The organism is Geosporobacter subterraneus DSM 17957 (assembly GCF_900142145.1).
Classification (GTDB): domain Bacteria; phylum Bacillota; class Clostridia; order Peptostreptococcales; family Thermotaleaceae; genus Geosporobacter; species Geosporobacter subterraneus.
This window is the reverse complement of the sequence record NZ_FQZV01000018.1, coordinates 1-25,582: the sequence shown is the minus strand read 5'-3', so window position 1 is coordinate 25,582 and position 25,582 is coordinate 1. Positions and strand designations below refer to the sequence as shown.

General features: G+C 37.4%; 29 protein-coding genes and 2 pseudogenes. 21 read left to right on the top strand and 10 right to left on the bottom strand.

Annotated elements, in window-relative coordinates; genetic code table 11:
- Nucleotides 1–23: 23 nt before the first annotated feature.
- The 3 genes from BUB56_RS07850 to BUB56_RS07840 all read left to right on the top strand — a co-directional run bounded on the left by BUB56_RS07850 (nucleotide 24) and on the right by BUB56_RS07840 (nucleotide 1,547).
- Nucleotides 24–323 carry a TrbC/VirB2 family protein gene (locus BUB56_RS07850; RefSeq protein WP_425323456.1) on the top strand — a complete coding sequence of 100 codons (300 nt, stop codon included), beginning with the start codon at nucleotides 24–26 and terminating at the stop codon, nucleotides 321–323.
- 92 nt (nucleotides 324–415) lie between these two features.
- Nucleotides 416–643 (top strand): hypothetical protein, encoded by a 228-nt coding sequence (locus tag BUB56_RS07845; RefSeq protein ID WP_110940771.1) that lies wholly within the window; start codon nucleotides 416–418, stop codon nucleotides 641–643.
- A gap of 64 nt (nucleotides 644–707) precedes the next feature.
- Nucleotides 708–1,547 carry a hypothetical protein gene (locus BUB56_RS07840; protein ID WP_110940770.1) on the top strand — a complete coding sequence of 280 codons (840 nt, stop codon included), beginning with the start codon at nucleotides 708–710 and terminating at the stop codon, nucleotides 1,545–1,547.
- A gap of 30 nt (nucleotides 1,548–1,577) precedes the next feature.
- On the opposite strand, the gene BUB56_RS07835 is transcribed toward BUB56_RS07840, so the two are convergent.
- Complete coding sequence (locus tag BUB56_RS07835; RefSeq protein ID WP_110940769.1) at nucleotides 1,578–1,988, bottom strand: hypothetical protein; 411 nt, start codon at nucleotides 1,986–1,988, stop codon at nucleotides 1,578–1,580.
- 172 nt (nucleotides 1,989–2,160) lie between these two features.
- Between BUB56_RS07835 and BUB56_RS07830 the strand changes: the two genes are divergently transcribed.
- The 17 genes and pseudogenes from BUB56_RS07830 to BUB56_RS07740 all read left to right on the top strand — a co-directional run.
- Nucleotides 2,161–2,358 carry a hypothetical protein gene (locus tag BUB56_RS07830; RefSeq protein ID WP_110940768.1) on the top strand — a complete coding sequence of 66 codons (198 nt, stop codon included), beginning with the start codon at nucleotides 2,161–2,163 and terminating at the stop codon, nucleotides 2,356–2,358.
- Nucleotides 2,359–2,418: 60 nt separating this feature from the next.
- A complete protein-coding gene (locus BUB56_RS07825) occupies nucleotides 2,419–2,784 on the top strand; it encodes a PrgI family protein (RefSeq protein WP_110940767.1) in 366 nt (121 codons plus the stop codon).
- A complete protein-coding gene (locus BUB56_RS07820) occupies nucleotides 2,777–5,107 on the top strand; it encodes a VirB4-like conjugal transfer ATPase, CD1110 family (RefSeq protein ID WP_110940766.1) in 2,331 nt (776 codons plus the stop codon). Before BUB56_RS07825 ends, BUB56_RS07820 begins: the two co-directional genes overlap by 8 nt.
- 77 nt (nucleotides 5,108–5,184) lie before the next feature.
- A complete protein-coding gene (locus tag BUB56_RS07815; RefSeq protein ID WP_110940765.1) occupies nucleotides 5,185–5,589 on the top strand; it encodes a DUF6075 family protein in 405 nt (134 codons plus the stop codon).
- A 33-nt stretch (nucleotides 5,590–5,622) separates the two neighbouring features.
- Nucleotides 5,623–7,254, top strand: a complete 1,632-nt coding sequence (locus tag BUB56_RS07810) for a hypothetical protein (protein ID WP_110940764.1) — start codon at nucleotides 5,623–5,625, stop codon at nucleotides 7,252–7,254.
- A 122-nt stretch (nucleotides 7,255–7,376) separates the two neighbouring features.
- Nucleotides 7,377–7,613, top strand: coding sequence for a hypothetical protein (locus BUB56_RS07805; RefSeq protein WP_110940763.1), 237 nt, complete (start codon nucleotides 7,377–7,379; stop codon nucleotides 7,611–7,613).
- A 1-nt stretch (nucleotide 7,614) separates the two neighbouring features.
- On the top strand, nucleotides 7,615–8,319 hold the full coding sequence (locus tag BUB56_RS07800) for a JAB domain-containing protein (protein ID WP_110940762.1): 705 nt from the start codon (nucleotides 7,615–7,617) through the stop codon (nucleotides 8,317–8,319).
- A 428-nt stretch (nucleotides 8,320–8,747) separates the two neighbouring features.
- A complete protein-coding gene (locus BUB56_RS07795) occupies nucleotides 8,748–9,122 on the top strand; it encodes an ArsR/SmtB family transcription factor (protein WP_110940761.1) in 375 nt (124 codons plus the stop codon).
- 22 nt (nucleotides 9,123–9,144) lie between these two features.
- Complete coding sequence (locus BUB56_RS07790) at nucleotides 9,145–9,507, top strand: heavy-metal-associated domain-containing protein (RefSeq protein ID WP_190014305.1); 363 nt, start codon at nucleotides 9,145–9,147, stop codon at nucleotides 9,505–9,507.
- Between the two features lie 452 nt (nucleotides 9,508–9,959).
- Nucleotides 9,960–10,688, top strand: coding sequence for an RNA polymerase sigma-I factor (gene sigI, locus BUB56_RS07785; RefSeq protein WP_190014303.1), 729 nt, complete (start codon nucleotides 9,960–9,962; stop codon nucleotides 10,686–10,688).
- Nucleotides 10,681–11,616, top strand: coding sequence for an anti-sigma factor domain-containing protein (locus BUB56_RS07780; protein WP_110940758.1), 936 nt, complete (start codon nucleotides 10,681–10,683; stop codon nucleotides 11,614–11,616). The genes sigI and BUB56_RS07780 overlap by 8 nt, the downstream gene beginning before the upstream one ends.
- 116 nt (nucleotides 11,617–11,732) lie before the next feature.
- Complete coding sequence (locus tag BUB56_RS07775; protein ID WP_110940757.1) at nucleotides 11,733–12,053, top strand: DUF2680 domain-containing protein; 321 nt, start codon at nucleotides 11,733–11,735, stop codon at nucleotides 12,051–12,053.
- A gap of 627 nt (nucleotides 12,054–12,680) precedes the next feature.
- The gene (locus BUB56_RS07765) at nucleotides 12,681–13,496 is read left to right on the top strand and encodes a DUF2680 domain-containing protein (protein ID WP_190014301.1); all 816 of its coding nucleotides are present in this window, start codon (nucleotides 12,681–12,683) and stop codon (nucleotides 13,494–13,496) included.
- A gap of 314 nt (nucleotides 13,497–13,810) precedes the next feature.
- A complete protein-coding gene (locus tag BUB56_RS07760; protein WP_110940754.1) occupies nucleotides 13,811–14,509 on the top strand; it encodes a YetF domain-containing protein in 699 nt (232 codons plus the stop codon).
- 14 nt (nucleotides 14,510–14,523) lie between these two features.
- Nucleotides 14,524–15,231 carry a DUF421 domain-containing protein gene (locus BUB56_RS07755; protein ID WP_110940753.1) on the top strand — a complete coding sequence of 236 codons (708 nt, stop codon included), beginning with the start codon at nucleotides 14,524–14,526 and terminating at the stop codon, nucleotides 15,229–15,231.
- A 10-nt stretch (nucleotides 15,232–15,241) separates the two neighbouring features.
- Nucleotides 15,242–15,448 carry a hypothetical protein gene (locus tag BUB56_RS07750; protein ID WP_242946248.1) on the top strand — a complete coding sequence of 69 codons (207 nt, stop codon included), beginning with the start codon at nucleotides 15,242–15,244 and terminating at the stop codon, nucleotides 15,446–15,448.
- A gap of 289 nt (nucleotides 15,449–15,737) precedes the next feature.
- Nucleotides 15,738–16,103, top strand: a pseudogene (locus tag BUB56_RS07740) (helix-turn-helix domain-containing protein); the annotation flags it as partial.
- A gap of 51 nt (nucleotides 16,104–16,154) precedes the next feature.
- Here BUB56_RS07740 and istB read toward each other — a convergent pair.
- Both istB and istA read right to left on the bottom strand, forming a co-directional pair.
- Complete coding sequence (gene istB / locus BUB56_RS07735) at nucleotides 16,155–16,907, bottom strand: IS21-like element helper ATPase IstB (protein ID WP_110940750.1); 753 nt, start codon at nucleotides 16,905–16,907, stop codon at nucleotides 16,155–16,157.
- Nucleotides 16,900–18,195: an IS21 family transposase gene (gene istA / locus BUB56_RS07730; RefSeq protein WP_110940749.1), complete on the bottom strand. Its 1,296-nt coding sequence runs from the start codon at nucleotides 18,193–18,195 to the stop codon at nucleotides 16,900–16,902. The genes istB and istA overlap by 8 nt, the downstream gene beginning before the upstream one ends.
- Nucleotides 18,196–18,293: 98 nt before the next feature.
- Between istA and BUB56_RS07725 the strand changes: the two are divergent.
- Nucleotides 18,294–18,980: pseudogene (locus tag BUB56_RS07725) on the top strand (integrase core domain-containing protein); the annotation flags it as partial.
- 283 nt (nucleotides 18,981–19,263) lie between these two features.
- Here the strand turns inward: BUB56_RS07725 and BUB56_RS07720 are convergent.
- From BUB56_RS07720 to BUB56_RS07685, 7 genes are all read right to left on the bottom strand, one after another.
- Complete coding sequence (locus tag BUB56_RS07720) at nucleotides 19,264–20,733, bottom strand: ThiF family adenylyltransferase (protein WP_110940748.1); 1,470 nt, start codon at nucleotides 20,731–20,733, stop codon at nucleotides 19,264–19,266.
- A gap of 4 nt (nucleotides 20,734–20,737) precedes the next feature.
- Nucleotides 20,738–21,106: an iron-sulfur cluster assembly scaffold protein gene (locus BUB56_RS07715; protein ID WP_110940747.1), complete on the bottom strand. Its 369-nt coding sequence runs from the start codon at nucleotides 21,104–21,106 to the stop codon at nucleotides 20,738–20,740.
- Nucleotides 21,107–21,377: 271 nt separating this feature from the next.
- Nucleotides 21,378–22,187 carry an ATP-dependent sacrificial sulfur transferase LarE gene (gene larE, locus BUB56_RS07710; protein ID WP_110940746.1) on the bottom strand — a complete coding sequence of 270 codons (810 nt, stop codon included), beginning with the start codon at nucleotides 22,185–22,187 and terminating at the stop codon, nucleotides 21,378–21,380.
- A 399-nt stretch (nucleotides 22,188–22,586) separates the two neighbouring features.
- Entirely contained in the window at nucleotides 22,587–23,039 is a 453-nt protein-coding gene (locus BUB56_RS07705) for a Fur family transcriptional regulator (protein WP_110940745.1), read from the bottom strand.
- A gap of 21 nt (nucleotides 23,040–23,060) precedes the next feature.
- On the bottom strand, nucleotides 23,061–23,279 hold the full coding sequence (locus BUB56_RS07700; RefSeq protein ID WP_110940744.1) for a FeoA family protein: 219 nt from the start codon (nucleotides 23,277–23,279) through the stop codon (nucleotides 23,061–23,063).
- Between the two features lie 172 nt (nucleotides 23,280–23,451).
- Nucleotides 23,452–24,903, bottom strand: a complete 1,452-nt coding sequence (locus BUB56_RS07690; RefSeq protein WP_110940742.1) for a ferrous iron transporter B — start codon at nucleotides 24,901–24,903, stop codon at nucleotides 23,452–23,454.
- Nucleotides 24,887–25,483 carry a FeoB small GTPase domain-containing protein gene (locus BUB56_RS07685; RefSeq protein WP_110940741.1) on the bottom strand — a complete coding sequence of 199 codons (597 nt, stop codon included), beginning with the start codon at nucleotides 25,481–25,483 and terminating at the stop codon, nucleotides 24,887–24,889. The genes BUB56_RS07690 and BUB56_RS07685 overlap by 17 nt, the downstream gene beginning before the upstream one ends.
- Between the last annotated feature and the right edge of the window lie 99 nt (nucleotides 25,484–25,582).

Sequence of the window (25,582 nt, the reverse complement as noted above, 5' to 3'; positions counted from 1 at the left end):
AAATATATGGAGGTATTATGAAAATGACTAAAAGAACTAAAAAAGTGTTTACTATTTACTGTGTACTGGCGCTGATGAGTACCTTCTTTGTTGCACCTGCCTATGCTGCAAATGACCCCTTGACAGTTGTCAATAACCTATCTGACTTTATATTCGGGTTGATTCGAGCTATTGGTATGATCCTCTTGGGCTTTGGTATCGTGCAGATTGGCTTATCCCTCAAATCCCACGACCCATCTCAAAGGGCAAACGGCTTTCTGACCCTTGCTGGCGGTGTAATTATTACCTTTGCAAAAGAAATTCTAAATCTCATTACAGGCTAATGAGGCACCTCACACTTAAGGAGAACAGACCGGTATATGTCTGTTCTCCAATTCAAAAAAATTCTGTCGCTCATTACAGGAGGTTGATTACAGTGTTTAACAAATTTCCCATAAATGAAAAAATGTACATTCATTCACTGGATGGTGAGTTGCGGGAAGCTACCATCCTCAAGCGATTGGGTGACAATGATTATCTTGCTGAATATAACGGTGTCAAGTGTCATGCAATCTACAATCCGTTTGTCAACAAATTTTATGTTGATGATAAATATGGCATCATCAAAGACAAAATGCCACACAGGTATGAACCATGTCGGTAACGATTACAAAGGCGAGCCCGCGCTTTATGCGTGGGCTTTGTCCTGGAAATGAGGTGATTCTGCAATGTCAAGTGGCAACTGGGTAATCGACAACCTCAATAACGCTCTTCAAACATGGAACAACAAGCTGGCTGAAATCTGGCAGCTTGTAACCCAATCTCCCACGGAATTTAAAGGCGGGGGCATCTGGAACGTCATTGTTGATATACACGGAGCACTGCAGGCTATCGGCCTTGCCTTGCTGGTACTGTTTTTCGTCATCGGTGTAGTCAAGACCTGTGGCAGTTTTGCAGAAATCAAAAGACCTGAGCATGCCCTGAAGCTATTCATACGGTTTGCCCTGGCAAAGGGTGTCGTAACTTATGGGCTGGAATTGATGATGGCGCTGTTTAATATCGCTCAGGGGATTATCTCCACAATTATGAACAGTGCAGGTTTTGGAACAACAACTGAATCTGTATTGCCTGACACTATTGTGCGAGCCATTGAAGATTGCAGCTTTGGGGATAGCATCCCACTGTGGGCTGTAACGCTCATCGGAAGTCTATTCATCACAGTGCTGTCTTTCATCATGATCATGTCGGTGTACGGAAGGTTTTTTAAACTCTACCTGTACACTGCCATCGCTCCCGTTCCGTTGGCCTCCTTTGCCGGAGAGCCAAGCCAAAGCATTGGTAAAGCTTTTTTAAAAGGCTATGCTGCTGTATGTCTGGAAGGTGCCATTATCATCCTGGCCTGCGTGATTTTTTCAGTTTTTGCATCTTCACCGCCTGTAGTGGACACGAATGCCAGCGTCGTTACAATGGTATGGGCCTATATAGGGGAGCTGATATTCAACATGCTCGTACTTGTGGGGGCAGTTAAAATGTCAGACCGTGTAGTGCGGGAGATGATGGGATTATAAAAGGATACCGGACACGAAAATCCGGTATCCTCATATATCCTTGAACGGAGCACCCTCCCCGTAAACAACAGGTTTCCCTGTTCTTGGATCAAGCAAATCCCCATGCTCATTAAATCGAATACTATTAAGGGGTATGCCTATCTCTCTTGCCCGTCGGATTTGCCATGCGACATCATCTTCAAGGTATTTCTCATCACGTTTGCGTCGTATCACTTTTATAAGCGATATAACCCAGCTTAACACGGTCAAACCAAACAGCGATATAAGAATGATGGAAGCTAAAGTCTCATGTTGTTCTGTCCACTCGTTCAGCACGGTACTGAACAGCAGGAAGCAAATGACGGGAATCGTCAGCCTAAGCTTTCCGGCTACTTTGAATACAAAAGAGAGAATAAACAACCCCACAGTAAGACAGAGAGAAACAATTGCTCCGATTGCCATAATGAACACTCCTTTCTACACGACGTTTTATTCCTATTTATTCCTATTATATCATTCGGCGCAAATGTATAAAAAGTGAAGTGTCATTTTAATCCGGAAGTTGAATCAATATAGCCCATGGAAATGAGAAATTTAAGCATACCGACACTGAATAAAGCTAAGGAGGTTCAGTATGAAAAATTTAAGCTTTAATAAAAAGTTGGAGATAGAGAGGGAAAAACTCGATAAACTTGCAGTTGAAGCCCTAAAAAAGGGCATTCCCCTCAATCAGGATGAAGCATTTATTGCACAAAACCATAAAGTTGATGAATTGGTAGTCAGGATACAAAGGGATAAATTAAAGAACAGAAAAAATCAACAGGTACGATAGGTTAAGTAACCTAATAGCGCTTCTTTGTGGGGCGTTATTTTTATTTGGAGGTGATTGAATTTGGAAGTTAAAATAAACAGAGAAATCCGTGATTATACAGAAAGTTTGTTTTTTGGACTGTCTATGCGGCAGTTCATTTTTTCTGTCTTGGCTGTTGTTATTGCCGTGGGTATCTACTTTGGCCTTCGGGATTTCTTCGGCACGGAAACCGTAAGCTGGATGTGCGTTTTAGGGGCAGCTCCCTTTGCGGCCTTGGGCTTTATTAAATACCACGGCATGACTGCGGAGCAGTTTTTATGGGCGTATATAAAATCAGAGTTTCTTATTCCTAAAAAGCTGACCTTTTATCCAACTAACGTCTACTATGAAGCACTTAAAAATACTATTGCTAATCATGAAAAGGAGGAATTGAAACGCCATGATTAAGACTCTTCAAAAAATCATGAAGCAGGACAAGGAAAAGTTCGTAGTTCCTAAAGGTGTACAGCAGGTAATCCCTATCCGAACCATCTGGCCGGATGGGATTTTTTGTGTTGGGAACAAATTTTCCAAGTCCTATCGCTTTGAAGATATCAATTATGCGGTAGCCTCTAAGGAAGATAAAGAAGCGATGTTCTTGACATACTCGGAACTTCTTAATTCCTTTGACAGTGGAGCCACTACGAAAATCACAATAAATAACCGCCGATTAAACAAAGCGGATTTTGAAAGCTCCATTTTAATTCCATTAAAAGATGACGGACTGGATGAGTATCGCAGGGAATACAATCAGATGCTTTTAGATAAGGCTATAGGTGCCAATAGCATCCTGCAGGACAAATATGTTACTGTGTCGGTGATGAAGAAAAATATTGAGGAAGCACGAAACTACTTTTCCAGAATCGGCACTGACCTGATTACTCACTTTTCCCACTTAGGTTCAAAATGTGTGGAGCTGGATGCCCTCGACCGTCTTAGAATCTTTTATGACTTTTTTCGTGCCGGTGAGGAAACGGATTTTCATTTTGACCTGTCCAATACCATGAAGAAAGGACACGATTTCAAGGATTATATTTGCCCTGATACCTTTGAATTTGAAAAGGATCACTTTCGCATGGGTAGTAAATATGGGCGTGTTATCTTTCTTAGGGAGTTTGCAAGCTACATTAAGGATAGTATGGTATCCGAACTGTGCGACCTAAACCGTAATATGATGTTATCCCTTGACATTATCCCTATCCCCACTGATGAAGCCGTCCGGGAGGTTGAAAATCGACTGTTAGGTGTAGAAACCAACATTACCAACTGGCAGAGACGACAAAATCAAAGCAATAACTTCTCTGCTGTTGTGCCCTACGATATGGAGCAGCAGCGCAAGGAGAGCAAGGAATTCTTAGATGACCTAACTACCCGTGACCAGCGCATGATGTTTGCTGTCTTGACGATGGTGCATATAGCAGATAGCAAGGAACAGCTCGACAGCGATACCGAAACCCTGCTTACCACGGCACGAAAGCACCTTTGTCAATTCTCCACCCTGACCTATCAGCAGATGGATGGCCTGAATACGGTACTTCCATATGGACTGCGAAAAATCAATGCTATCCGTACGCTGACCACAGAAAGCACGGCGGTTTTTATTCCGTTCCGCGCTCAGGAGATCTCCCACAGCGGCGGCATTTACTATGGGCAGAACGTTATAAGTAAAAACATGATTATCGCCAATCGCAAGCACCTGTTAAATGGTAACTCCTTTATCCTCGGTGTTTCCGGTTCTGGCAAGAGCTTTACAGCCAAGAGGGAAATCGTAAATCAGATGCTTTCAAGTAATGACGATATTATCCTTATTGATCCAGAAAGAGAATATTCCTCTCTTGTAAAAGCGATGGGTGGCGAGATTATCCATATTTCCGCGACCTCTCAAAATCATATCAATGCAATGGACATGAGTAAGGATTATGGAGACGGTGCAAACCCCGTTATTTTAAAATCTGAATTTGTACTATCCTTGTGTGAGCAGCTTATTGGAGGGCAGAACCTTGGAGCAAAGCAGAAATCCCTGATTGACCGATGTACTGCAAGTGTTTATAGAAAGTATCTGCAAAGCAATTTTAAAGATAATCCACCTACCTTGCAGGACTTTCATGCAGAACTTTTAAAACAGGATGAACCGGAGGCGCAGGAAATTGCCCTTGCTATTGAGCTATTCACAAGCGGCAGTCTAAATACTTTTGCCAAGCCGACCAATGTGGATGTAAATAACCGTCTTATCTGCTACGATATCCTGGATTTAGGCAAGCAATTACTGCCTATTGGAATGTTAGTTGTATTAGACAGTATCCTAAACCGCATCACACAAAACCGGGCAAAGGGTAAAAATACCTTTATTATCATTGATGAAATATACCTGTTGTTTCAGCATGAATACAGTGCCAACTTCTTGTTTACACTTTGGAAACGTGTCAGAAAGTACGGTGCTTTTTGTACAGGTATCACGCAAAACGTAGATGACCTCTTGCAGAGCCATACAGCCCGTACTATGCTGGCCAATTCCGAATTCATTGTTATGCTTAATCAAGCCAGTACTGACCGCATGGAACTTGCAAAGCTTTTGAACATTTCCGACCTTCAGCTTTCTTACATTACAAATGTGGATGCGGGTAATGGTCTAATTAAGGTAGGAAGTTCCCTTGTACCCTTCATCGACCAATTCCCGCGAAATACCAAGCTTTATCGTTTGATGACTACCAAACCCGGGGAACAAGGGTAATACACCATGTTTAACTAAACAACGGCTGACTGTACCTTAGTCAGCCGTTCATTCATCATATAAAGGAGGCACTCAAAATGGAAAATATCAGGTTTAAAGACAAAGAGCATAAGGCTTTCTATTATGAAATGCTGGCCAAAACCTACAATGACGACGCCTATCATCGGGCGTTTTTTTATACTATGGGAATCAGCTCAGAAACAAGAAGCCATATCCAAAACCTTTTTGACTTCAAAAACGATGGGATTAACCTGGAGGGGCTTTCATCTGCATGGCAAACGGGCAGTACGCTTCGATTGTGCCGCCTTGCTTTTAATCTCTGGAATGGTTTTACAGAGGATGGAAAAGAAAATCGCTCCTCCCCTCATGAATTATTTGACTGTAGTTTTGCACCATACTTTTTTGAAGCTATCCGACTGCGCTATCCTGAATATTGCAGGAACATAAAGCGTATTACACCTGGTTTTCAAAAAGTGCGGTAGCAGTTAGGGATACCCTGAAAGGAGGTGCGCTCATTGAAAGAAATAAAAACTAAATCTACTATTAAAGATATTAAGATGCTGGATAAAGCTGCGGATGTTTCCTACAGAGCAAAAAACGCCTTTATCCGTACTAAGAAACAGGCTGAACAGACACAGCGACAGGATTATGACAGTTCTGTGGGGTATGCAGAAGATAAGATAAAAAAAGGTGCGGAAACCTTGGTCAACGAAGCTGGTTATGTTATAGACTATCAGGGAAAAAAGATTGTACAGAAAATAAAGGAGCGGCGTAGTGTAGATACAGGCGTTCATAGCACCGATACTTCTGGCGAATACACACCAAAACAACCTTTGCACTCTGAAACCCCTAATCCTAAAACACATCAGAGTAATGTTTCCCCGAAAGGAAAGGAAGCAGTCTCAACCAAAGCTACGAAAGTGTCTAAACAGAATGATATTCCTATACAAGCAAAGCAATCAGTGCAATATAAAGTTGTCCAATCAAAAGCAGAAGGAACCGTAAAGCAAAAATATACTCTATCTAAGCCAAACGAATTGGCTAAGCAGCGATTTATTAAGGGTCGGAGGAGGCTACGTTTTATCCGAAACAAAGAAATGCAGGCGGTAGAATCAAAAAATATTCAGACACCAGAAATTAAACCTATACAGGCTATTCAGAATTCCATTTTCAAATCACCAACAGAGAAAGTAGCAGGGCGCAACATTTCACCTAATATTGGCGGTTCGAGTCACCGCACTATAAAACATTCTGTTAAGACAAGCGGGAAAACCTTGAAAAAAGTTTCTAAAGACACGATTAAAACTGCACAGAAATCAGTCAAGACCGCTAAGCAGACAGTAAAAGCAGGTATAAAAACATCTCAGGCGGCTGCTAAAGCTGCTGCCAAAACTGCACAAACCATAAAAGCGGCACATCGTTCAGCACAGGCGGCAAGAGCCGCCGCCATATTTACAACCCGTATGATTAAGCTGGCAGTAAAAGCTACTGCTACACTGGTTAAAGGGCTTATTGCCCTTGTGGGTACAGGTGGTGCTGTCCTTTCCCTTTTCTTAATTATCATTGCTGTAGCCGCCTTGGTAGAATCTCCTTTTGGCATCTTCTTTTCTAATGAGAATAAAGACACAGGTGTATCGCCCATATCCAGTGTGGTACAGGAGGTAAATGCTGAGTTTGACATCAAAATTGAGGACATTAAGGAGTCCCATGACTACGTAGACAGTGTAGAGATTCACTACTCTGGTAGTGCAGATAATATCCGGGTAGATAACTGGATGGACGTTATAGCCGTGTTTGCTGTTAGAACTGCAATGGATAAAGAAAACGGCATGGATGTTGCCACCATTGATGTCACGCGAATAGATATGATTAAGTCTGTATTTTGGGATATGAACTTGATTGATTATTATGTAGAAACCATCGAGCATACAGAAACGGAAACCGTAGATAACGGGGATTGTACGACCAGCCATGAAACTACAACTACCTATGAGTATATTCTTCATATTACCATTACCAGTAAAACTGCCGGGCAACAGGCCGGTGAATACAGCTTTACCGATGATCAAATTAGCGTTATGGAAGAAATGTTGTCCGGGGAATTTCGCCCGATGATGTATACCCTGCTGGGTAGGGACGAAATCTAATTTCTAATTTGAGGTTATTAAAAGCGGTAGCCATCTCCGGAAACATATCACTGTAAAATTGATAACTTTGCTACCGTGAAAATATTTTAAAGGCCTAAATTTTATGAAAGGTGGAAAAACAGATGGATTTAGAAAAGTTAAAGGATATGGAGTACGTAAAATGTGTAAATTTATTAGCTCAATTGATTGACTTGGATTCGGATACAAAAGAAACAATTCATAAATGCTTTCAAAGCATGGGAATTAAAAACTTTTTTCTTCACCTTGAATCAGTAGACCTCCCCCTGGAGACTTGTGAGAAGTTGAAAAGTATTAAATCCATTATTGAGATATTTGACGGTAAAGGGGGGCGAGCCTAAAATGAAACAAGATATCCTGCATACCGAGAAGTTTTTAAAAGGACTGACAACTTTAACAGGGCTTCCCTATAAAAAGGTTCAGCAGTATGTAAAGGGAAACAACCCCTTCAACATCTTAGAGCATCCCCACATTATGGAGCCAAATGAGAAGCAGCTTGAAAAGATAGGGCGGCTTAATGAGTTTATCGCCTCATATAACATTTTGAAAATCTATGAAAGTAACGAGAAGATTACACTCAATTCATCAACTATATCAGGCCAATATTTTTTAGCTCTTTTAGGTGGCATGAAGGATAAAGAAAGATTTATGGTTGCTTTTTTAGATAGTGGCAATAACATAATTGAAACAAAAATCATGTCCGAAGGAAGTATTGGCCAGACAGCGGTTTATCCAAGAGAAATATTAAAATATGCCCTTGCCTGTGATTGCAATGCAATGATTTTAGCTCATAACCATCCCGGTGGATCGAAAAATTTTTCTCAGGAGGATAGAGCAATGACACAGAGAATGGTTGATATTTTTCATCCCTTGCAGATCAAAATTTTAGACCACATTATTGTAGGTGGCACAGGATATTCTTCCATGGCAGAACAAGGGATTGTTCCCTACCAGAGCAAAGGTACGGCAAATTATGAAGAGATTGCATTAGGTCCAATACCTGTTGAGGAAAAGCGGAATAGGTTTCAAAATACACACTCGCGTTAAAATTAAATTTATAATGTGAGATTCTCACCTTAGAAATAGATGTACTGAGGACGAGAGGGACAATTGTTCTATGTTCTATAAACTACTTAACTGATATTAATTGCATATGGAGTACAACACATCAAACTTTTCCTTCTGAATTAAATTTGGTGCTTTATGCAAACAATGTTTTGTGGAGAGCTTTTTAATTTTATTCGGTTAAGATGTAAGTTCAAATAAAAATTTAAGTATAGCCTAAACTAACTGTCACGTTTCCATACCGGAGGTTCCATAAGTTTTCCCCGGAGGATAGTAAGAGGTTGGTAGCTGCTTCCAAGTGTTTTGTAGACGTTGACATATAAATATTTTATTGATAACATAATAATACAACATTACAACGATTATTGTAATGTTGTAATGTTTTTATAAGTAATCTAGGGGGAAATAAAATGGCTAATTTAAACCAATCTTCAGAAGATATTACTTGTCAAGTTTGGTTCTGTGATGAGGAAAAGGTTCAACAAATCCAGGCTGAACTTGAGGGTGTGGACGGTATGTCTTTAATACTAAAGGCTCTAGCCGATGATACAAGAGTTAAGATCGCTTATGCGCTTTCTAAAACAGAGATGTGTGTGTGCGATGTAGCAAAGCTTATAGGTGCTAGTAGTAATGTAGCTTCCTATCATCTACGAACGCTTAATCATTTGGGTTTAGCACGCTATAGAAAAGATGGGAAGATGGTATACTACTCGCTAGCTGATGAACATATTGCCAATTTGGTGAGGGAAGTATTTGAATATGCACGGGAAAGATCTCGTCGCTAGTTTTTATTTGGAGGTGCTTTCTGTGTCTAAAGTTATAGAAAAAATAAGAACACAAACCGAAAGGCTGAGTGTAGAAAGGACTGTAGGTATGGAAGCTAGAAAAGAAAACTATGAAATTATACCAGAGAGTTATAGAAAAAAAGAACCAGTAAAAGGTAGCCAAGTTATGGTATTTCAAGTTGAAGGCATCACTTGTACGAACTGTGCTGCTAAATTTGAAAGAAATCTACGTGCAATCCCTGGTGTAACTAAGGCTACGTTGAATATAAGGACAGGGAAGTTGATAGTAGAGGGAGTAGGAGATTTAGAAACCTTCGAAGCAGTTCGTGATCAAGGCAGGATTGATAATTATATTCTTTCATTGATTGAACTAAAGTTGTTTTAATAAAGATGGGACGGCTTATGTCCTTTACTTTTTTGTTAAGCGACATAAGGAGAACTGATATGTTAGTTACCCTATTGGTGGCTATATAAAAGTTATTGTAAAACGACTGCAGCTATACTAATGGTTCACTCTGAGATTCTACTTTGATGTACTACTAGAAACCAGATTAAACAATTACTTTGATACAATGTTATCGATTTTAACGTAAATTAACTCACTATCAGCTCTGTTTCAGATATTAAGTCTGGATGATACAGTCATAGTTTCCAGAGTAGCTTGGATTTTTTTGACGATATAGAAGAAACCAATGACTCCTGAGTCGAGGAAAATTTGACTGTTATATTTAGGAACTGAATATTTTCTATGTAAACATTACCAAGATAAAAATAATAGAGGTCTACCACCTCAAATTTTTGTTGCTTTACGAATATAAAAATACGGAGAGGTTGAATGTGCTTGAAATATTAATTAATAATCAGGTTGTTAAGGCTAGGCAGGATGATTTAGTCCGCGAGAAGCTTATTAAAAAGTATCGATCTCAAATCGGCACTATTGCCATGGGCATCTGCGGTCGGTCTTTAGACTGGAACAATGACGATGAATTAAGTATCAGTCTCATTGCTTTTAATGAGGCTATTGACACATATGATAAAGATAAAGGAATGAGATTTTTAAATTATGCCCAAATGCTTATTCATCATCGGTTAGTAGATTACTTTCGACATGAATCCCGCTTTCAATACGCTCCTTTAGATACCCTTGACCAAGAAAAGGAGGTGAGCAAGTACGAAATAGCGGAAGCCTGGACCAAATACCAAGATGAGCAAACAGCTTTGGAACAAAGAGATATGGTGGCTCGCTACAATTTTATGCTCCTGGACTATGGCATATCTTTAGATGATTTGGTATCTTGCTCTCCTAAACACCGTGATACGAAACAAACCTTAATCAGAGTAGCACAGGCTTTAGTGGAGCAGCCGGTTTTAATGAAACAGTTTGAGAAGAACAAACAATTACCTGTAAAAGAATTAATGGTGCTGACAGGTGTTGGGCGAAAGGTGATAGAGAGGGGAAGAAAGTATATCATAGCTGTAGTCTTGGTATTGAGTATTGATGAATTCTTACCTATAAGACAATTGCTCCGTTTGCCCCAGCAGGGAGGTGGTGAGGGGAATGAGTAAAATACGAGGGATGGTTCTACGAGTAGAAGAACGACAAGTAGTGGTAATTACCGAAGAAGGAGATTATCTAAAAGTAAAGATGCCCGTTCGGCGGCCTTCTCCCGGAGAAACGATAGAAATACCAGTAAAAAAACCTATTAGCTTCCGACCCCATTACGTGGCAGCGGCTATTCTTATTATCTTTATGGCTTTTAATGTTTTAAAACCCTTTTTAATTCCTCCTGTATATGCATCTGTTGCCTTGGACATGACACCTAGTGTTCAGTTAACCATCGGTAAAGATAATTTAGTTATTCAGTCGCAGGCCCAGAATCCTGAAGGAGAAAAGCTACTAAAAGAGTTGGATATCGAAGGCTTAGATGTATACCAAGCAGTAAATTTGATAACTTCCAAAACTGCTGAAATGAACTTTTTTGACTCTGAAAGTAAAAATTTGGCTTTGGCTACCGTCATACCCCTGCGGGAAGCACCAAATGAAACGGGTATTGATAAGAACAAGATTATGCAGGTTATCCATGATGAAATGTATGAACGAAAATATGACGGGTATGTAGTTGTTAATCAAGCTGGTAAAGAAATTATTCAGCAGGCTGAAGAGTCTGGGCTTCCATTAAATAGATATATGTTAATGAAGAAATACAGGGAACAAGGGATCGAGATACCTCCAGAAACGTTTAAAGATTCTTCTCCTTCACAAGTAATGCGGTCGAATCAAATGACACTACCAAAAGCATTTCCTGGTGATTGGTGTGAAGTATCTGACCCGAGTTGGGGTATGAACGGTCATATGGATATGATGAGAGATAAAGTAGTTCCTCCTTCTTCTGATAAGCAGGAAAATTATCCGAAGCAGGGAGATCCATCTATGTACCGTGACGATTTTCGGTCAAGACAACATTGGGATGACATGTGTCCTGGAGAGTGGTAAAGCCAATTACAATTAAAAAAAATTTAAAAAAATTATCTGTAACCCCCTTAAAAAATAGATAATAATACGAATATAAACCGAAGAAATTCAAACAAACAAATTTAGGAGGCGAAAGCATGAAAAAAGTTGTAGTTTTACTTGTATTAGTGGGGGTATTAATGGCCTTTGCCGTACCCAGTGCCTTTGCAGCACCGACTGATGACCAGCAAAAAGAATTAAACAAGATTCAGCAGCAGATGATCGACTTGGAAAAACAAATGGTGCAGAAATACGTTGAAGCAGGAATGATTACGCAAGATCAGGCTGATTTAATGCTCCAAGATATGGAATTAAGAAGACAGTACAGGAGTCAGTTCAATAATAACTGGGGTTCTGGATATTACGGTGGAGGCCGGAGCATGATGAGAGGTTATGGTTGGGGAGGATATTGCTGGTAGTCTAATACTTAAAGCTTATAAGGTATGCCTCGCCCTTGAGGCATACCGTTTTATTTACATGGATTACTACCAAAAATATTTAATGTAAACCATAACAGTAAATCATACTTAGTTCAACTTTCGAATAATTTAATAAAATTTAATATTAAGTAAAGGAGTGGATATATATGTGTTGGGGTTCTTATTGGGGCACTGGCGGGGGATGGCCTTTTGGTATGTTTGTGTTCCCCTTATTATTAATAGTATTTATTGGCTTGATCTTCTTTATTTTCAGTCGTATCGGTAATAACTCTTTTCAAAGGTTTAATATAACTAACAATGAAACTTTATCGAATGAGGTAAGAAGTCTAAGGCAGGAAATTGAAGAATTACGAAAGGAACAAAAAAATAAGAATTGATTTTTAGAAGATAAACCAGGGTTTAAATAAAACACTATGGGAACAACTTAAGCCGAATTCAACAATATAAAGGGGGTGGACCTATGGGGGATAGATATAATGGATATTTCTATAATAGGAATCCAAATAGAAATTGGGGATTTAACTATTGCATAGATGATAATTTTTGGGGATGGGGGAGGTAGGTAATAACAGTATTAATATTATAAAAAATAAGGAGAAATGCAATATGAAAAAATTAGTGGCATTATCAACAGCAGTAGTATTAACATTATCAGTGGGAGCGGTAGCTTTAGCTGCAAATGCAGATAGTACAGTGAATTCCAAAAGCAATGTAAAACAGTCTGTGATAGTATCAGGTCAAACAGTGGCAGTAGAAGATAACGTAGTTAAACAAAGTGATAATTCGAATGTATCCAGTAATAAAGTAGATACTAATAATTATACTCAAATGATAGAGCTAGAGAAGCTTAGATTACAGCAAGCAATAGATAATGGAGTCATTACTCAGGAGCAGGCTAATTACTGGAAAAGTCAGATACAACAGATGGAGGACAATTACAATAAAAATGGAACGACATCAATTCCAGGATATAACCAGGGAATATCATCCGAAAGATTCAAACAGATGATTGAAATGGAGAGAAATAGGCTTCAACAAGCTATAGACAGAGGGATGTTAAATAAAACTCAGGAAGATTTCTGGAGAAATCAAATAGATATCATGGAAAAAAATTATAAGAATAATAACTTTAGCATGAATGATATATGCCTGTCTTTTTATGATAATGGAATGATGTGGAATGAAAATTATAATAGTAACAAGAGTAATCAGCCGACATCAAGCAGGACAAATTTAAATGCTCCTGGACAGTCAACATATAGGACAGTAACAACAAACAATACACAAAAAACTGGCACTCCAAAAACAAACAATGTGGTAAATAACAGAGCATTTAACCAGAGAATGCAAGGTCCAAATATGAACTATAATAATTTTAATGACTGTACCAATGGTAATTGGAATACTAGAAACAGATATTAAACTGTAATTTTAACTGTAAGAAAAAAGATCCAAGTGGCTATTTGTAGTCCTTGGATCTTTATAAAAAGAAAGGGTATTTTATCCTACATTGGTGAATATTTAAATGCCAGAGTAAATTTGAAACTTTCAAAACAATACGTTTAAGTATACAAGGAATAAAACCCAAAAGACCGATAGTTTTCTATCAGGTCTTTTTTCATATACCGGATTTTGTGAGTTAGGTTAATAGAGGAATAAACAGAGGTGTTAATGGAAAAATAATAAATATATCAAAAATATGCAAATATTAATTTTGTATAGAGTGTGGTGAGGCTATGACATGGAATGATTTTTGGTTTGGAGCTAAAGAACTACCATTTTGGGCTTTTTCAATAAGGGCAATAATACTTTATTCTTCGCTTATAATTGCAACGAGGTTTATGCGTCAAAGGCAAATATCAATATTATCAGGCCATAACCATCTTGTCGCTGCTGGAATTGTAAGCCTTGCAGCCGTGAGAATGGTGAATTCTGAGTCGTCCCTTGTGGCTGGTGTAGCCATCGTTTTTGTATATGCTGCTATAAATATTTTATTATCCTACCTCGATGTAAAATTTCCGAGAAAAGTCGATAGGCATGCAACCGTTGTGATTGAAAATGGAAAGATTATTAGAAAAAACTTAAAAGATGTCAGGATAACTATAGATAATCTTTTAAGCCAGCTACGCCTTAAAAACGTATTCAGCCTTTCAGAAGTTTTGTACGCAGTAGTTGAGCCAACAGGTAAAATAAATGTTGTAAAAAGTTCCCAAAGTTTATCTTTAACCAGAAAACAAATGGGCCTTCCCTTAAAAAATGTAAGTGTGCCTACAATACTTATATATGATGGAAAAGTCCAGAACGACAACCTGAAAATGCTCGGATATGATATAAAATGGCTTGATGCAAGAATAAAAGAAAAGGGTATAGCAAATGTAGAAGACATTTTTCTAGCTCAGCTTGAGGCTGACGGAATAGTGTATATCAGTGTATAGCAGGAGGTGATAGGTTGGAGAGTATTATATTTTCTGTTGAAAAGCTGGGTACGATAGGATTTGTAGGAAGGACGCTTGTTGTAGGGTTAATCCTATATATTACGAGCAGGTTTAGTCCCAACAGAGCAGGTGGTCAGTATACCGGTTATGATTTTACTTTTTTCTGGATGATGGGAGGGCTTATAGTCTCTCCACTTTACGATTCTAAAATAAACTTTTTAGATACTGTAACAGCAGCTGTAACCATTATTGCCATGCACTATTTAATCTCGTTTATTGCCATAAAATCAAGGACTTTTGCAAAGATAGTATACGGAAAAGCAGAGGTGTTAATATCTCAAGGAATAATTCAGAAGAAAAATATGTTTAAATCATTAATACCTATAGAAATCCTGCTTTCGCAGCTTAGAGAGATTGATGCCCCAAACATTAACGAGGTAGAGACTGCAATATTCGAGACAAACGGACGTATTAGTGTGCTTAAAAAAGCCGACTATATGCCTGTGACTCCTGCAGACCTAAATATCCCTACGGTGGAAGGTGGACTTCCTTCCATACTAATAAACGATGGGAAGGTTATTGATAAAAACCTTGAAAAAATAGGACATGACCGAGGGTGGTTAGCATGCGAGCTTAAAAAGTATGGTGTTATAGACATGGAAAATGTGTACCTGGCGACAATAGATGGTACAGGCACAATATATTATTCATTAGTTAAATAGAAAGGGAAAGATGAATATGCTTACAGAACAGGAGATTATCAACAATGCATTAAAGGAAATGCTATTTTTAGAAGAACTTACGGCCGAAAAATATATGGCAGCAGCAGAGCAGACTATGCAGCCTAATCTTAGAGAAATACTAAAGGGCATGGAGATGGCAGCCAGGAACAATTACAAGAACTTAAACGAGAAAATGTCTCAAATGAATATTACCTAAAGATAAGGAAGTGTTACTATGAACGACATAAACAGACTTAATGACTTACTCCAAACAGAAATAAAAAATCAGGAGCAATATAACAGGTATATGGTATATATTCAAAATCCTGAAATAAGACAAATGCTTGCGCAGTTAAGGGATATTAAGATGCGACAAATAACACAATTACAACAAGAAATAGGGAAAATAACATGTTAGGGAATTAACTTGACTTGACAGTGTATGAATAGTTATGGGTAATATCTCCCCTGGCAACAATCAAAATTGTAAGAAGGAGATGGTAACCATGACTATGCAAGAACGTATTGCCAAGAACAAAATGAGTCTGATTGAATTGGCAGAATATCTGCAAAATGTAAGTGAAGCATGTAAAATACATGGAGTAAGCAGACAACACTTTTACGACATCAAGAAAGCCTACGAGGAAGAAGGACTTGAAGGGCTAAAGGATAAGACCCGCAGGAAGCCTTGCTTAAAGAACAGAGTAGTTCCTGAAATTGAAGAAGCAGTTATGAGAATCGCTTATGAGAAGCCTGCCTATGGCCAGCTGAGGGCGAGCAATGAACTTAGGAAGCAAGGTGTGCTCGTTTCTGCCGGAGGGGTAAGATCCATATGGCAGAGGCATGAAATTGAAACCTTTGAAAAAAGGCTATAAATGTCAAGTTAAAAATGTATATTTTTGATCATATAAGAATGTAGTTTTTTACTCACCTTCTTTCTTAAAATGATCTTTTAGTCGATATGATTTCCCGCTAATTGAAATAATGTGTGCATGATGCAAAATGCGATCTAAAATAGCATTCGCGATAACGGCATCATAAAATACCTCATCCCAATTATTAAAATTAATATTTGTTGTTAATATAGTACTTTTCTTTTCATATCGCATATCAATTAATTGAAAAAATAGTTTGGAATCATCTTTATTTATTGGTAGATAACCTAATTCATCAATAATTAGTAATTTATATTTTGTAAAATGTTTAAGCCTCGCATCTAAACGGTTTTCCAATCTAGCTTTTTTTAATTGCTGTAATAAATCGTGACACTTTATAAAATAGGTACTGTATCGTTTTTTAGCTGCAGCAATCCCAATAGACGTGGCCAGATGTGTTTTTCCAACGCCACTTGGTCCTAGAAATACAAGATTTTCTTGTGCTTCTATAAATCGTAGTGTTGTAAAATCTAAAATTTGTTGTTGATTAATACTTGGCTGAAAGTCAAAGTCAAAATCCTTAATTTCTTTAGTATGCGGGAATGCCCCAACTTTAACCATTGAACGAATCATGTTAGCTTCTTTAAAATCAATTTCATGAGCTGTAAGTTTAGTCAATCCATCAACAAATGAAAGATTATTCGTATTAATAAAATCAATGACATCATCCAAATGTGTAATCATCTGTTTCAATTTTAAATATTCTAGATTTTTTATTAACCCGGTATATGTACTAGTCATTTTGATATATTGCTCCTATCATCTCTAAGTTGTTTTTTGCAATGTCTTCTATTTCTGTAGCTGAATGTTTGAGGGTAAGAGAACTAATGGCTACATAATGATCAAAATGATAATTAAGCTTTTGGTTTTTTATTGGGTGTATTGTCACCAAATCTGTGTTATAATACAAATGTATTTTTTGATCATAGACTTGTAACTTTAATTTCTTACCGATATACTCTGGTGGTACAGAGTATTGATTAGATTTGTGGTAAATCATACTTTGAGGATTAACCGTTACATCTATGGTTTTGATAGAATAATGATTTCTTATTTGTTCCGTCGGAAGTTCGGATAAGAAATCTTTTTCTTTCTCAAGATGTAATATGGGTATTTTACCTGTTGTCGTATGACAAGTGGAATTAATTCGATTATTGAGGCGTGCTACTAATTGATGTAATCCCTCATAATCTAAAGTACCATTATAAGCACGTATTTCGTCTAGTAGTTTCATAGGGGCTTCTACTTTAGCCTTTGTATTAGGTCTACCAGCAATACAAGGTTTTACTTGAAACCCATAGTCATTCGCAAACTGCTGAAATTTATTATTGACCTTTCCTTTATAATAATCTGTTCTTGCTTCGTCCATCACTGTTTTCATGTTATCTGTTAATAATTCTCTGGGTACACCACCAAATGTCTCAAATGCATCATTTAGAAATGAAAACAAAACGTCCTGTGATTTGTTAAGGGATAATCGATAGACTCTAAATCTTGAATAAGATAGTAGTGCAACAAAAACATTGATTGTTATGATTTCACCATCCTTTAATATAAAATCTATACTTTCTTTCCAATCTATTTGAGCTTGTTGACCAATAGCAGTTTCATATCGCATTGGTGCATGATTTTTAGCATATTTTTTTCTTCTTTTTCTAAAATAACAATCGAATTCCTCATGTTGAGAAATGTATCTGCGAAAAGAAGATTGTGCACAATCTAACTGATAATTGTCCACTAAGTATTGCCATAAAACACGCTTATAGTAAAAGATTTGTTTAGACTCATCACTTAATAATTCTTCAATAATTGTATAAAACTCATCGATCTTAGACATTCTATCTCGTGTTGTAGGCTTTTGATAGCCATTAATATATTTTCCAACAGTTCTAGCGTCAACTCCTAATTCTCTAGCTATTTGACTTTTATTAACTTTCAAGTTACCTGCCTCCATAAGAGGTTTTAGTTTTGTAAGATCCTCTAATGTATTTATTATTATGTTTGTTTGAATGTTATTTTTTATAATCATAATTACCTCCATATTTCAAGAGATAATTATACCTTATTTTGATAAACCCTACATTCTTATGTGATCACTTTCTTACATTTCTATTTTAGCATTTATAAAGGCTGAAGAAGCTTGAAGAAAAAGCTGCAAAGGAAGGCATCCTTTATACTGAAGAACAATTAGCAGCGCTCGAAAAGGCAAAGCAGGAAAAGAATATCTCAATAGATGAAATTGATACTCAGCATCCTGGATATCTGCTTGCTCAGGACACATTCTACGTAGGATATATCAAAGGAGTAGGACGGATATACCAGCAAACAGCTATCGACACATACTCTGCAGTAGGATTTGCCAAACTGTACACAGCGAAAGTTCCTGTAACTGCAGCGGATATACTAAATGGCAGGGTTTTGCCATTCTTTGAAAGCCATATGATACCGGTAATGAGGGTATTAACGGACAGAGGGACAGAATACTGTGGAGCTCCTGAAAAACATTTGTATGAGCTGTTTTTACAGATGAACGACATTGAGCACACAATGACTAAGGCTAAAAGCCCTCAAACAAATGGTATCTGTGAGCGCTTCAATCAGACACTACTAAACGAGTTTTACAAGATTGCTTTCAGGAAGACGATGTATAAATCGGTAGAGCAATTGCAGGAAGATTTAGACTTCTACATGCTCCAGTACAATGAGGAACGCACTCACCAGGGTAAAAGGTGTAAAGGCAGAACCCCGATGCAAACATTCCTTGACAGCCTACACTTGGCCCATGAGAAGATATTAAGTAGCCCTGCAAGTTGATTTTGTGAGGTCTAGCCCGTCCGGCAATGAGGACGAGCCCTCAGGGCGGTGGGGGTGGTTTTAAGAAAGTCTCAAGCTAGGCGCCAGCTTGATTCATATAGAAAAGCACCCTCGTTTTAGAAGGTGCTGACTAAACAGAACTTAATATTTCCCAGGGGAGTGTCAACTCAAGTACCGTTCAGGACAAATAACACCATGGCAGGTATAAACTTAAAGGAGGAGAAAGCACGTCCATTTTAACGTGTGCTTTCTTAGATTAGTGTACTTAACCTCTTCAATTTTATTATAAGGTCTTACTCTCACAGGTAAATTCATATTCCTGCAGTGTATTAATGCTCGCATGTTCTCCGCACAAAGGGCAGGAAAGACTTTTATTTAAATTGACTATCGTAAAGTTTAAATCCATGGCCTCAAATAAAAGTAACTTATCTTTTAATATATTTCCTTTACCTGTCGCTAATTTTATAACCTCAGCGGCTTGTATAAAGCCCATCACTCCAGGCACTGAGCCTAAAACGCCGGATTCTGCACAAGATGGGATACTGCCTGCCGCAGGGACATTGGGGAATATGCAGCGGTAGCAATGACCTTCTTCTGGAACAATTGTGGTGCTTAATCCACTAAACCTTAACACGCCAGCCTCTATCATAGGTTTTTTCATAAAAAAGCAAGCATCGTTTAAAAGGTAGCGGGCTGGGAAGTTATCAACTCCGTCTACTATGATATCATAACCTCTTATGATTTCCATGGCATTGTCCTTATTAAATCTTGTATTATGTATGATAACCTTTATATTTGGATTAATTTTTCTTAAGAAAATCTCAGCGGATTTAACCTTAGGTATTCCTATACGAGAAGTTGAATGGAGTATCTGACGATTAAGATTGCTGATTTCAACTGTGTCGTAGTCAACTAAGCCAATAGTATTAACTCCAGCCATTGATAGGGCAAATGCCACAGGAGCCCCAAGCCCTCCAGCACCGACAATAAGCACCTTACATTCAGAAAATTTTTTCCCAATGCCGGTATTGGTTATAGGATTACCATATTCATAGTTCAATAGTTTTTCTATATAGGAATCTGTTTTATTGTGTTTTGCTTTACTAAACTCCAAGGATAAAATATCAATATACAGTAAATCCTTATGTATTTCTCCAACATTTAAACAAAGTTTAATAGCCTCAATAGAGCAGAGTGTACCTAAAAGGGATGTTGAAAATGTACTATCATTAAAATTCTCAGGAAGAGTTTTATCTGATAGCTTACCTATAAATAAACTTAATGCGTCCAAATTGTCAAATGTCTGTAGTATACCTTTCCATTGATTTTTTAAAGCTATTATTGTTGGAATAAACATATTCTCATTTATGGTATTAATAAAAGTATTAGCACTTCTATTAATAAAACCAAAACTGCCAAGGAAAACCCTAAAAATAGCTCCAGGATTACCAGTGTATACTAAATCTTTTATTTCAACCAATGATGGCTCATTAATAAGTTTAATTGAAATGTCATTATTTAAGTCCTGGATATTATAAAATAATGTCTCATAGTCATTATCATCCTCAAAATAGCAAAAAATCCCGCCTATTCCTGATGCTGCAAGATAATAGATTAATGGAGATATATCTTTAACAGTTTCACCATATATAAAAGCGGTAGATTCAAGCAATTTCTTTTGACCTGGACCACTTATCTCAGGCATTATAATATGCCGCATATATCTATTTATCTGTTCTTTTGTCAATATCATAGAATCACCTCTTTTTACTTCTATAATCAGCTATGGCATCGTGCAGGGCATCAGCTGCTATGTTCGAACATTTTATTTTTTGTGATGGTAGTCCTCCTAATGCTTCTGCAACAGCTTCATTTGTTATCTGGAGCGCATCGGTTAAGGTTTTTTCTTTAGCCATTACAGTAACCATACTGCTTGCAGCAATTGCAGCACCACAGCCAAAGGTTTTAAACTTTATATCAGTCAAGACGTCATTGTCGACTTTAATATAAATTGTTATTTTGTCCCCATCTATAGGATTCCCAACATGGCCTATTCCATCTGCATTCGGTATTTCGCCAACGTTTCTGGGGTCGGAAAAGTGGTCTAAAACTACATCATTATACAAAGGTTTAACCTCCAGTATTATTTTTTTTAACAAATTAAAAATTAAATTACCTTATATGTAGTTCCGAATTATAAGATCTTTAAAGACATATGTATTAAATAATTAAATAAATAATTAATTAGTTAATCACATGAATACTTCTTCATATATTATTATATTCTTACGGCATTATACAGTCAATGGCATTAATTATGGAGGACAATAGAGAAGGAGTATATTAGATTCAATTAGATTCTAATATACTCCTTAAAAAAGGAAAGTCAGGATAGTCCTAAAGGGATATAGTCTCGTTCATACTGCCGGTTCTGTAGCCCTTTAGGTCAAGAGTGGTGTATTTAAACCCTATTTGCTTAAACATTTCATAAACTTTATCTAATAACTGTTCATTAAAAAACTTGTTGCGCTCGTTTGGAGAGACCTCAATTCTTGCAATATCTTCATGATATCTTACCCTAACTTGCTTAAAGCCAAGGTCGAGTAGGTATTGTTCTGCCTTATCTATCATATTAAGTTTCTCTTTTGTGATTTTATGTCCGTATGGAAATCTTGAAGATAGGCAGGCAAAGGCAGGCTTATCCCATGTGGGAAGACCCATTTCTTTTGAAAAATGCCTTATGTCATCCTTTGTGAGTTTAGCATCTTTTAAAGGACTTACAACTCCAAGCTCATTAACAGCCTTAAGTCCCGGTCTATAATCGCCAAGGTCGTCCACATTAGATCCGTCGGCTATGTATTCTATACCATGCTCTTTTGCAACATTTTTAATTTTAGAGAATAATTCATGCTTGCAAAAATAGCAGCGGTTTACAGGGTTTTCTGCAAAACCTTCTATATCCAGTTCTTCTGATATGATTACAATATGCTTAACTCCAAGCTTTTTAGCAAAATCAGAGGCTTCTTTAAACTCCCTCTCTGGATATGTGGATGAGCATGCAGTTACTGCAATAACGTTATCGCCAAGTACATCACGTGCCACCTTTAAAAGGAATGTACTGTCAACGCCGCCTGAAAATGCAACTGCGAGGCTACCCATATCCTTGATATTAGATTGTAATGTATTTAATTTATCCTGTAGCATCATAAAAGCAATCCTCCCCGGTAATATGATTTTAATAGTAAGTATCTTAATTTATCACATGAGCATGTATTCACGTGTTATTATATTATTGTATTTTTATATAGTCAACCTAAGATATAAAAAAAGAAGAGTATTTTATATTTATAATTACATCACTAAATATAATGAAGAAAGGATAAAATTTAAGTGAGTCTTTCCTTTTGTATTATCCTAATTATGCTTAAGGAAAATGATAAATAGATAAATAAAGTACAAAAAAATTTTACTATTTGCATCCACATGCTGGGGAAATGCTATCGGGAAAATTACCTTCAAACAATGAAAAAAGGCAAATTTAAAGACCTGATAACCTCACGTTTTCTATCAGGCCTTTTTTATAAAGATTCAATCCTCGTTTGGGTATTAAGCGGAAGAACTTTCTCGAGAACATTTTTCACAATATCCATAAAACTTTACACTGTGATTTTTAATGATAAATCTATTATTGCTGTGAATTTGTCTCTCCAGCCCTTCTAGCATATCCTCCTGAACTTCTGAAATATCACCACAAGCAATACAAATTAAATGGTGGTGGAAGTGTTGTTCTTGTGGGTTATTCAATTCATACCTGACAAATCCATCTTCCAGGATGATTTTATTTAATAGCCCCATTTTTTCCAAAAGTGGCAACGTCCTGTAAATAGTAGACAGTCCGATACCTGGATAATTCTCACGAACAAGCTTGAATAATTCCTCGCAGCTTAAATGTTTACCTTCTTGCATTGAGAATATATCAAGAATTGCTTTCCTTTGAGGAGTAATTCTATATCCTCTGTCATTTAATTGTTGTTTTAAATCAACTTTTGTATTTTGCATGAAAAACACCCTAAATTTAGATTACATGTTTACTAAAATTGCTGATGCTATGGTCTTGTCTACGGCAACCTGAGTATAACCTACTTGAAAAACGTAGGAGGGGAACGTCTGTATTACTTTAAGGGGCATACCCGGAAGTATGCCCATAGACATTAACTTTCTCAATATATTTTCATCATTAGTATTTAATTCGGCAACAAAACCCTTTTGCCCCTGTTTTAGTTCGGTTAAATTTATCATCCTTTTTTACCCCACTTCCTTTTAATAAACTTTATAAGTCCTGGTTCCTTCGGCATTTCAAAACCACAATTTGGGCATTTCGACTTGTTGCATGTTTTGCTCATAGGGCACCCGTTGCAACCCGATTTACTGTCATGATCGTTAAATTCATGTCCGCAGAAACTACATTTAATCATGGCAACACCTTAAATGTAACTAATACCCAGTTTAGAACAAATCCTGCAACGAATGCGAAGGGGAATATAAATGCTGCCATTGCGATTGCAGCTTTTGTACCACGTTCTTTTATCGTCATAGAGAACTGTGCAATACAAGGGACAAATAATGTAAGTGTCGAAGCTGCGACAGCCAATTGTCTTGGAGATAACGCTCCTGCTTTTTGAAGATCATATAGTCCTGCTGCTCCATAGTCACGTCTGAAAAATCCGAACAGGAACGCTTCTGCTGCTTCGTCCGGCAGACCGACAAAGTTTACAAGGGGCTCCATGAGGCTTATAACATAGTCGAATAGTCCAGTCAAATTACCAAACCAGATTAACACACTGGCGACTATAAACAACGGAAGGATTTCAACAAAGTACCATTGGATTCTTGTATATGTCTTAACTAATACATTAGATAATTTTGGCAAGCGTAGGGGTGGTACTTCCATATAGAAGCTTGGTTTACTGCCCGGCATAAGTTTTGAGGTTAAGAAACCAATGAACAGGAAAACTAAAGCAACAAACACTACCCATACTACTAAAGCAACAGACTGACCTGATAGTAAAGCGAGAATAACGCCTAACTGAGCAGAGCAGGGGATCGCCAGAGCCAATAAAAGTGTAGCAATAACTCTTTCTCTTTTAGTTTCAAGAGTTCTACTAACCATTGTAGCCATTGTATCGCAGCCAAAGCCTAAAGTCATGGGGATTACCGCACGACCGTTTAAGCCTATCTTTTTAAATATCCTATCAACCAACAGGGCAAGTCTTGGCAGATATCCCGTATCCTCGATGATGGAGAACGCAATAAAGAAAGTACCAACGATAGGAAGGATAATTGCAACAGCATATCTGATACCTAACGTAACGATTCCGTACTCCCTGGCGATTAATTCCTGTAGCCAATGCCATGGAATATAGGCCGTTACAAGACTATTTACCCAGGGATTTATATATGCTTCAAAAATGTCTGCTTCCAGAAAATCAACAATGGTTCCTGCTCCAAACTCGCCAACAAATTTATAAAGCCCAAAGTATAAGACTAATAATAGTATCGGTATGCCAGTGATCGGGTTCATTGTAATTCTACTTAAAAGGTCGGTGATATTATTCTCACTCTTATCTGTTTTTTTAACGTATTTGTCCGTTATTTCCTCAACTTTCTTTTGTCTATTTAATGAAACAATATAGTTTAAAGGTTTGTCGTAGTGCTTTTTAACTTCATTTACTATACCTGAAATTTTTACGAAACTACTCCCCTCATTTTTCTTGACACTTTCCATCATATCAGTATCACCTTGCAGCAATAGAAGGGCAATAGATCTTTTGGAAAGTACATATTCGGCTTTCAAATATTTAACTATTTCATTTATAGAGTTTTCTATAATTTCATCGTATGTAAGATTAAGCGACTTTAGCATATTTTTCAACCCTCTCTCTCAATGTATCTATACCCTTGTTTAGTGCTGCTATAGTCGAAACAACAGGTATTCCAAGTTCCTTTTCCAAGCCTTTGACATCAATTTTAAGCCCCATTCTTTCGGCTTCATCCATGATATTCAGTACCAGTATCACAGGTATTCCTCCTTCTATAAGCTGGAAGGTCAAGGGGAGCATTCTTTGAATATTTTTAGCATCTATAACATGAAGCACAACCTTTGGTCGCTCCTTTAAAAGCAAGTCTTTTGTGACCTTTTCCTCGTCAGTGATACACATTAAGGAATACATACCTGGGGTATCAATTATCTCATATTCTTTGTTACCAATTTTGCCTTTTCCACGGGATACTTCAACTGTTGTACCTGGATAGTTTGATACAGTAACGTAAGCACCTGTCAAAGAGTTGAATAGTACGCTTTTCCCGACATTTGGACTTCCGATTAGTGCAATTTTTTCAAGCCCTTTCGTATTCTGATTGACTTCTCCATGGCAGTTTCCTGTTCCTAACAGGGTGGAAGTAAGTCTTTTGTACCAAGGTGTTTTGTTTTGACAGCAATCCATATTTACCCTCCTTGTAAGATAAATATAGGGTTAGGGCTCAAAAACCCACCCGAATGTTCTTTGACAACTTTAAATCTATTGTTCAGATGAATCAGTGAC

What these genes read in the sequence shown, in the direction of transcription:
- BUB56_RS07850 (WP_425323456.1), top strand. Translation starts at nt 24, where the DNA reads ATGACTAAAAGAACTAAAAAAGTGTTTACTATTTACTGTGTACTGGCG.
- BUB56_RS07840 (WP_110940770.1), top strand. Translation starts at nt 708, where the DNA reads ATGTCAAGTGGCAACTGGGTAATCGACAACCTCAATAACGCTCTTCAA.
- BUB56_RS07835 (WP_110940769.1), bottom strand. Translation starts at nt 1,988, where the DNA reads ATGGCAATCGGAGCAATTGTTTCTCTCTGTCTTACTGTGGGGTTGTTT.
- BUB56_RS07830 (WP_110940768.1), top strand. Translation starts at nt 2,161, where the DNA reads ATGAAAAATTTAAGCTTTAATAAAAAGTTGGAGATAGAGAGGGAAAAA.
- BUB56_RS07820 (WP_110940766.1), top strand. Translation starts at nt 2,777, where the DNA reads ATGATTAAGACTCTTCAAAAAATCATGAAGCAGGACAAGGAAAAGTTC.
- BUB56_RS07815 (WP_110940765.1), top strand. Translation starts at nt 5,185, where the DNA reads ATGGAAAATATCAGGTTTAAAGACAAAGAGCATAAGGCTTTCTATTAT.
- BUB56_RS07805 (WP_110940763.1), top strand. Translation starts at nt 7,377, where the DNA reads ATGGATTTAGAAAAGTTAAAGGATATGGAGTACGTAAAATGTGTAAAT.
- BUB56_RS07800 (WP_110940762.1), top strand. Translation starts at nt 7,615, where the DNA reads ATGAAACAAGATATCCTGCATACCGAGAAGTTTTTAAAAGGACTGACA.
- BUB56_RS07795 (WP_110940761.1), top strand. Translation starts at nt 8,748, where the DNA reads ATGGCTAATTTAAACCAATCTTCAGAAGATATTACTTGTCAAGTTTGG.
- BUB56_RS07780 (WP_110940758.1), top strand. Translation starts at nt 10,681, where the DNA reads ATGAGTAAAATACGAGGGATGGTTCTACGAGTAGAAGAACGACAAGTA.
- BUB56_RS07775 (WP_110940757.1), top strand. Translation starts at nt 11,733, where the DNA reads ATGAAAAAAGTTGTAGTTTTACTTGTATTAGTGGGGGTATTAATGGCC.
- BUB56_RS07765 (WP_190014301.1), top strand. Translation starts at nt 12,681, where the DNA reads ATGAAAAAATTAGTGGCATTATCAACAGCAGTAGTATTAACATTATCA.
- BUB56_RS07760 (WP_110940754.1), top strand. Translation starts at nt 13,811, where the DNA reads ATGACATGGAATGATTTTTGGTTTGGAGCTAAAGAACTACCATTTTGG.
- BUB56_RS07750 (WP_242946248.1), top strand. Translation starts at nt 15,242, where the DNA reads ATGAATATGCTTACAGAACAGGAGATTATCAACAATGCATTAAAGGAA.
- istB (WP_110940750.1), bottom strand. Translation starts at nt 16,907, where the DNA reads ATGACTAGTACATATACCGGGTTAATAAAAAATCTAGAATATTTAAAA.
- istA (WP_110940749.1), bottom strand. Translation starts at nt 18,195, where the DNA reads ATGATTATAAAAAATAACATTCAAACAAACATAATAATAAATACATTA.
- BUB56_RS07720 (WP_110940748.1), bottom strand. Translation starts at nt 20,733, where the DNA reads ATGATATTGACAAAAGAACAGATAAATAGATATATGCGGCATATTATA.
- larE (WP_110940746.1), bottom strand. Translation starts at nt 22,187, where the DNA reads ATGATGCTACAGGATAAATTAAATACATTACAATCTAATATCAAGGAT.
- BUB56_RS07705 (WP_110940745.1), bottom strand. Translation starts at nt 23,039, where the DNA reads ATGCAAAATACAAAAGTTGATTTAAAACAACAATTAAATGACAGAGGA.
- BUB56_RS07700 (WP_110940744.1), bottom strand. Translation starts at nt 23,279, where the DNA reads ATGATAAATTTAACCGAACTAAAACAGGGGCAAAAGGGTTTTGTTGCC.
- BUB56_RS07690 (WP_110940742.1), bottom strand. Translation starts at nt 24,903, where the DNA reads ATGCTAAAGTCGCTTAATCTTACATACGATGAAATTATAGAAAACTCT.
- BUB56_RS07685 (WP_110940741.1), bottom strand. Translation starts at nt 25,483, where the DNA reads ATGGATTGCTGTCAAAACAAAACACCTTGGTACAAAAGACTTACTTCC.